The organism is Clostridium sp. 1001283B150225_161107_B6 (assembly GCF_015556325.1).
In the GTDB taxonomy this organism is placed as follows: domain Bacteria; phylum Bacillota; class Clostridia; order Lachnospirales; family Lachnospiraceae; genus Enterocloster.
In genome coordinates this window covers 1-6351 of sequence record NZ_JADNMD010000024.1, presented here as the reverse complement: position 1 = coordinate 6351, position 6351 = coordinate 1, and the positions used below count along the sequence as shown (strand labels likewise).

Genomic DNA, 6351 nt, shown 5'->3' with positions numbered 1-6351 from the left:
TCCGGTGAGATTTTCTCGTCCTTATGGTAGCTCTGGACGAAGTGCTTATATGTCCTTCCCCCTGTTTTCTCCCATAGTTCCTTGGTAGCCTGCATTTCCTCCTTTGCCGTCTCTGCTTCACAATGCAGACCACTGACAAGCTTCTCCTCTGTTTTTTCTTCTTTCGTCACATAGTCTATCGCCTGTCCTATGCCTGCCTTTGAAGATACCGCCTTAATAACTGCCATACTTGCTTCAGCTCCTCCCCTTGTTCCCGCACCTCGGCTTCACTTGGCAGCACTCCGCCCTCATTACACCGCTTTGCTATCTGGTTGAGGTTGTTCCCGATCCGCTTCAGCTCCGGGATAAGTTCCTTGATTCCGTCCGTATTAATGATTTTTTTATCCAGCACACAGGAAAGGATATATTCCTGCTGGTTCTTACCACTCTCTAAAACCCTCTCCTGCAGCTGCTGATATTCTTCCTCGTTTACCCGAAAAGATAGCTGTTTTGGTCTATTCTTGTTTGCCATTACTTAATTCGCTCTCCTGTCTCATCATCATACTTTACCCTGCTTGGATGCAGCCGGTGCAGCTCTCTTTCCAACAATTCTCGTGCATACTCATTTCCAGTCAGTTCCGTCTTACCTTTATCCTCTTTCACTGCAAATAGTCTTTCGGTATCTTCATCGCTCAAATAAAATTCAAATTTCACCGCCATAACTTACCTCTCTTTCTTCAGTGCTGCCATCATCATTATGAGCCTTTCGGCTCTCTGAAAAGGGGGATTGAAGGGGGGCTTGCCACCCTCACAAGTTCTAAAGTGATAACACTTTAGGGAACTTGCAATATATCCGCTATACATATTATAGCATGATAGACACCCTATATCAAGCGGATATATTCGTGCGTATATTCTGCCAAGAATATAGTGGAGCTTACTTCCTCTTGGGCGACTTTGGAAGTGTAGGTGGAAGACAGTCAAGGGCTTGTTTTTTATCTGCAGTATGAGCTTCGGCTTGCCGATCAGCGAGTACAGCAGATAAAAAATGGTCGCAGACCACCCTTTACTTTCTTCCGCCGGAACGGACAATGAAGCACAGGGGGAAGTAACGGAACGGACGGACAGCCATTTTCCCCTCCGGCATGATAGCCAACAAAAAAGAGCGTCAAGGGGAAACGTTGTGGTCTTTCGACCGCCCTTGACACTCTTTTCCTTATGGCTCTGATAATAAACAAGGGGAAATGGCTTCTTGTGGCATTTCTGCCCCTATGCTATAATTGACAAGCTACCACCTCCAGACAGGTAGAGGAAGGAGGTGAACGCTATGAGTATATTCACATCTTTTTTTCTCTCTGTTTTGGCAAGTGTAGTCGCCTACTACATCTGCAAATGGCTGGACGGAGACAAATAGCTGGTAGTCAGCCTTGGGCTTAAGCCACCCACCCGAAACGGAATAAAAAACCCCCAGAGGTCGCAACTCTGGGGGTTTTTGCTGCTCGCTATGAGCATTCACATCTTTTTGCCTACTGGCATTATAGCATATGTTATATATTCTTTCAAGTATTCACTCTTTTTTACTACAATCTATCTTTTGTTACTATTTATGATTTTTTCTATTTATTGACTTGTTTTTTTCTTTTTACAATACTGAATGATAAAATTCCTGTAGTACCTAAAATTAACAATACCATAATCGTTTTACCAGAAATATTTTTCTCATAAGAAAGCCCCACTCCCCCTATTCCTTTTTGATAATAAGAATTTGATGCTCTAACAACATCTTCATAATTATAAATCGGAAAACCGCTTTCATTATCACTATGTCTATCTACATCTTCTTTATTTTTTATTGCCGTAGGCCATTCCCCATTAAATGCATGTGCGGTCGCTTTTTGTGCAGGAATTACAAATTTAGGTTTTTCATCAGAATCAAATACAACAGCCGCAGGATATCTTATTCCCGGAATACCTGATACAATTTCATATGTATACTCATTGCTATTATATCCTGCTCCCATCATAGAAACTGTTACAGCATTATCGTAATCAACCATCTCTGTTTTATACACATAAACCGCTCCTACAGTCCATTTATTCAAATCATCTTTAAGCATTTCTTTTGCATCTTCAGGAATATCATCAGGAATTGATGTCACTTTAGTTATATCAACTAAAACTGTATAATTATCTGTGTAAATAGGAATTTGCCAAATATAGTGACTATCTTTCAATGTTTCTTTAAGATTTTCAGTTGTTAATAGCTCAGAATTGGAATAAATTTTATATGCTCTTTGCATTTCTACTTCATCTGCTCTTACATCTCGATTAAGTTCTGTACGTGCTCCTCCATAATTAACATGATACAAAACTTCATCTTTCATAGAAGTAATTTCCTGATACTCATTTCCTTCTAAAGGAATCAAGTGTTCTGAAGCATATGAATTGAAACTAAGATTAAATAATAAAAAAATATATGTAAACATAACAATTATTTTTCTCATAGTCTCTCTCCCTCCTAATTAATCATTAATTCTTATAAGCAAGAACACTGTCCGTATAAGTTCCTCTTCCTGTTAAAAATTGATATTCAACTATCGCTTTGTCATAAGGAACAAATACACTTTCTGTATTTTCCCATGGATCTAAAATTTTTATCTCATTTGTTTTTTCAGCATATCCAGTCATTGCTACCATATGCCCATTAGGAATTAATCCAGAATCTGACCATATCAATATACCAACAAAAGGCTCATTATTTTTTATACTCGCTTTAGTTTCTTCAAAATTGAGTGGACCATGATTAATTTTAGTATCTTTGATTTTATCTCCAGCAACAAATTTTAATGCCGCTGGCATTTGTATAGTCAATCCTCCAATATCAAAATCTAATAAATAAAAATTTGATACTATGTCTGCTTGTGTTTTTTTACTTGCTGGATTCCTATATTTTCCTATCATCTCAGCCGATGCAGCCCAACACCAATTATCTTTCTCTTGTTTTCTACGTACTACTGGACAAAAAGTCGAATAACATATTCCATCATCTTTAAAATCATACATAATATCGCCTATTCTCACAACACCAGTAGCCATAGAACCAATTGGATGCGTTCCTGTCTTTTCTTCTCTAAAATAATAATCGTTTTCATCTCGAGTATACCAACCAGTTATCATTGAGCCTAATGGTACTTCATCTGTACCTGCTGTTTCAAAAAAATACCATTCCCCATCAACCTGTCTCCAACCAGTTATCATACTTCCATGTGGAGCATCTCCCTGATCAGAAGTTTCACAAAAATACCATTTACCTTTTACTTGAATCCAACCAGTTATCATATATCCAGATTCATTAAAATAATACCAATAATTTTCTACTTGTTCCCATGTATTACTTGGATACCCTCCTCCAGAATACTCAAACCACCAACCATTAGCGTCTTCATGCCATGTGCCTTCAGCATTGTATAACGAAATTTCATCAAAAGTTAAATATGGAATCTGCTTTGTCTCATCCGTTATATAAACTGTACCTCTATCTGTTTCCTCATACCTTCCAGAAGCAAATACAGATGTAACAAGCAATATACTAAGCAACATCCCACTAAAAATACATATTAACTTTTTCATTTCTTTACCTCCTAACGCTTATGTTCCTTCCCACCAACGATATACTGTAGGTTTACTCAAGCCTGTTTCTCGAATACAATCAATTTTCCGTCCATTAGGGTGATTCCTACGCCACTCTTTAACTACATGTTCCATACTTGGTCTGCCAGCCCACTCATGATTAGGATAATCTATATCTTGTACTGCTCTTGCACGTGCAAGATGTATTACCTGTTTTCTATAGTTTCTCTTATTCACTGGTATACTAACTTTCGTATTATTCTCTATCCATTCTCGGCTTGCTATTGTTGACAATCTTTTTCTATCTACATTCAATGCTTGAAGAGCATCCTTTACATCTGCACGACTAAAATGGTTATCCTCATCCTCTGTAAGGCTCTCTAAATGATCCAGAAACGAATAGGCATCTCGTCTTATTTTTTGTTCCGATATACCGCATTTCAAGCCATATGAACACAAAGCCATAATAGAAAAATACCTCCCTCCAGCTCTCACCTCCTCCATTATTTTCCGTTTCCACCACTCATATAACGCTTCATTACATACCCACGTACCACCTTGCTTCTTACTTTTCAGCTTCGGCTCTCTCTGCACAATCCTCCTCTCATACCACTCCGGATACAGCTCCTTTGCTTTTTCTAATGTAACAATGCTTTTTCTTTTCGGCTTCTCATACAAAGGAGCAAGATCAACTTCACAACTTGGTATGCTGGCTTTTATGTCCTCCAATGTATAACGGTTCTCTGACAACTTATAAGCTTTTACTGGAAAATCTACACCCAGCTTCGACTGACTCCCCACACACCGGAAGCCTTGATAAATACCAGTTATATCCAGACTATCTGGACGAATAGAACTGGTATCATTCCATAACCGTCGAATAAAAGCTTCTTTCAACTCCGCAAGTACTTCTTCCCTATTTCGATATAACTGAACTGGCTCCTGCAAAAAATAGTAAAGATGTACCCCCTTACCAGAACTAACAAGATAAGTAGGACAAAGCTGTACTCCATTCCTAAACTGCTTCAATAAGTTCTTCAGCTGCTGCTTGCCAACATAATCCACATCAATCGCCACTGCAAACAGCTCATGCGCCATCTCCTTCGAGTGCGTTTTTCCATAAAAGCTAATAGGTGGTATCATGCCATATGTGTCCCCTATGACTTTATCTAACAAATCCAAACTATCACCAATAATCCATTGCCGAGTTCGCCCATTGCCAGATGGTCTAATTTGCGTTGCTATAATATTTCCTTTTCCATCCCCAGACTCTTGTTGAAGACTACCTGCCGGAAATAAGTCCCGATAGAAATTATAAGGACTTACTTCAAGGTATCCCCTCTCCAACATAAGAGCTTCTTTCTCCCGATAAGCAGATTTCCACTCATACCCCCTTTTATCTCTTCTTTTTATATATTTAGTCATAACACTCTGCCCATACCCCTTTACCGCTTATCTTATCAATACATTTTTTTACCTTTTTTATTAGTATAAAAAAATTATTTAAAAATGTCAATTCATACATCTTTTTACTTGGCAAAATAATATAACACTATCAAAAATGTTCCAATATTACAGACCATACCGCCCCAAAACAGATACAGCTTCAATCCCTCATATCTGAAAAAGCTGTTTTTGCTTTCCTCCAGCTCCCGGATCTTTTGCTTCATCACGCTTGTAAGTGTATCAGACTGCTTTTCAAGAGCTTTTGTAGCCCTCTGTATAGCCTCTATATTCGCCTGTAACGCCTTTCTAACCTCTTGGATGGTACTTTCTCTGATCTCATCTCTCAGGCTCCCAATTTCGGCTGATATGGCGTTCTGAAGCAGTTCGTTGCTGTTCTCTAACTGCTCGATGTGCTTTTTCAGCTCGCTGATGAGCTTCCTGCTCAACTCGGCATCTCTCTGCCTGTTCTGCTCTGCCCTGGCTTGTCCTTGATTTGACTGCTTCATCAATTCCTCGCAGTTCTCGCTCGACAAAGCTAAGGCTTCCTTCAGCAAGCTGTTCTCCAGCTCTGTCCGGCTCTGCCGGTTTAACTCTTGAAGCTGCTCTCTTGGACTGCTCTGCTTCTGCTGTTCGTGCATTTCTCTCAAACTCATGCTCCAGTTCCTCCTTCCCAAAACCCATATTGTAATATTTTTCCAGCTTATTATCCCTAATTTTACAAGCTTTTTCTCCTTCCTGTTCCCTGGCTAAGTCTGTATAAGTAATATACTTGTGCTTGTCCTGCCAGTCCACGCCATATCCTTTTTCTCCCATCATCCGGATAAATTCCTCCCGGCTGGAGGTGGCTTCCTTACAGTCCAGGACTGCCAGGGCAATGTCCTGGACATAGCTTTTTACTTTCCCCTGCTCCGCCTGCTTCAGAAGCTGGTACGTCTCTTTCTTCCATGCCACTGTTTCCTCACGCTCCGTTCCCTCAAAGGTCTTGCCCTTTTCTGGAACGTGCAGTCCCTGTTCCCGACTCTGTGTGTTGCACCTCTCCTTCAGCTCCTGCAGGTCGGCGCTGCTCCACTGCAGCTTGTGTCCATCCTCATAATTTACAGAATTGACAATAAAGTGTGTATGGATATGGTCTTTATCCTTATGGGTAGCTACAAGAATTTCAAATCCATTCCATGCTGGGGTATTTTCAGCAAGCTGCAGAGCGTTCTGATGAGCCTGCTCCGGTGAGATTTTCTCGTCCTTATGGTAGCTCTGGACGAAGTGCTTATATGTCCTTCCCCCTGTTTTCTCCCATAG

At 40.1% G+C, this 6351-nt stretch carries 7 protein-coding genes and 2 pseudogenes; all 9 read right to left on the bottom strand.

Annotated features, from left to right (window positions below):
• Positions 1-227, bottom strand: a 227-nt coding sequence (locus I2H39_RS28645; protein WP_195628122.1) for a relaxase/mobilization nuclease domain-containing protein, incomplete at its 3' end; no start/stop codon positions are given.
• The gene (gene mobC, locus I2H39_RS28640) at positions 188-511 is read right to left on the bottom strand and encodes a plasmid mobilization relaxosome protein MobC (protein ID WP_195628121.1); all 324 of its coding nucleotides are present in this window, start codon (positions 509-511) and stop codon (positions 188-190) included. The genes I2H39_RS28645 and mobC, both read right to left, overlap by 40 nt.
• Entirely contained in the window at positions 511-699 is a 189-nt protein-coding gene (locus tag I2H39_RS28635; protein WP_195628120.1) for a hypothetical protein, read from the bottom strand. The genes mobC and I2H39_RS28635 overlap by 1 nt, the downstream gene beginning before the upstream one ends.
• A gap of 896 nt (positions 700-1595) precedes the next feature.
• Complete coding sequence (locus tag I2H39_RS28630; protein WP_195628119.1) at positions 1596-2483, bottom strand: hypothetical protein; 888 nt, start codon at positions 2481-2483, stop codon at positions 1596-1598.
• A gap of 25 nt (positions 2484-2508) precedes the next feature.
• On the bottom strand, positions 2509-3156 hold the full coding sequence (locus I2H39_RS29410; RefSeq protein ID WP_347708616.1) for a papain-like cysteine protease family protein: 648 nt from the start codon (positions 3154-3156) through the stop codon (positions 2509-2511).
• Between the two features lie 24 nt (positions 3157-3180).
• Positions 3181-3579: pseudogene (locus I2H39_RS29405) on the bottom strand (hypothetical protein); the annotation flags it as partial.
• Between the two features lie 48 nt (positions 3580-3627).
• Complete coding sequence (locus I2H39_RS28620) at positions 3628-5034, bottom strand: repa (protein WP_195628117.1); 1407 nt, start codon at positions 5032-5034, stop codon at positions 3628-3630.
• 104 nt (positions 5035-5138) lie between these two features.
• Positions 5139-5708, bottom strand: a complete 570-nt coding sequence (locus I2H39_RS29400; protein ID WP_243281854.1) for a hypothetical protein — start codon at positions 5706-5708, stop codon at positions 5139-5141.
• Positions 5709-5754: 46 nt separating this feature from the next.
• Positions 5755-6351 (bottom strand): annotated as a pseudogene (locus I2H39_RS29395) (relaxase/mobilization nuclease domain-containing protein); the annotation flags it as partial.

What these genes read in the sequence shown, in the direction of transcription:
- I2H39_RS29400 (WP_243281854.1), bottom strand. Translation starts at nt 5,708, where the DNA reads ATGAGTTTGAGAGAAATGCACGAACAGCAGAAGCAGAGCAGTCCAAGA.
- I2H39_RS28620 (WP_195628117.1), bottom strand. Translation starts at nt 5,034, where the DNA reads ATGACTAAATATATAAAAAGAAGAGATAAAAGGGGGTATGAGTGGAAA.
- mobC (WP_195628121.1), bottom strand. Translation starts at nt 511, where the DNA reads ATGGCAAACAAGAATAGACCAAAACAGCTATCTTTTCGGGTAAACGAG.
- I2H39_RS29410 (WP_347708616.1), bottom strand. Translation starts at nt 3,156, where the DNA reads ATGATAACTGGTTGGTATACTCGAGATGAAAACGATTATTATTTTAGA.
- I2H39_RS28630 (WP_195628119.1), bottom strand. Translation starts at nt 2,483, where the DNA reads ATGAGAAAAATAATTGTTATGTTTACATATATTTTTTTATTATTTAAT.
- I2H39_RS28635 (WP_195628120.1), bottom strand. Translation starts at nt 699, where the DNA reads ATGGCGGTGAAATTTGAATTTTATTTGAGCGATGAAGATACCGAAAGA.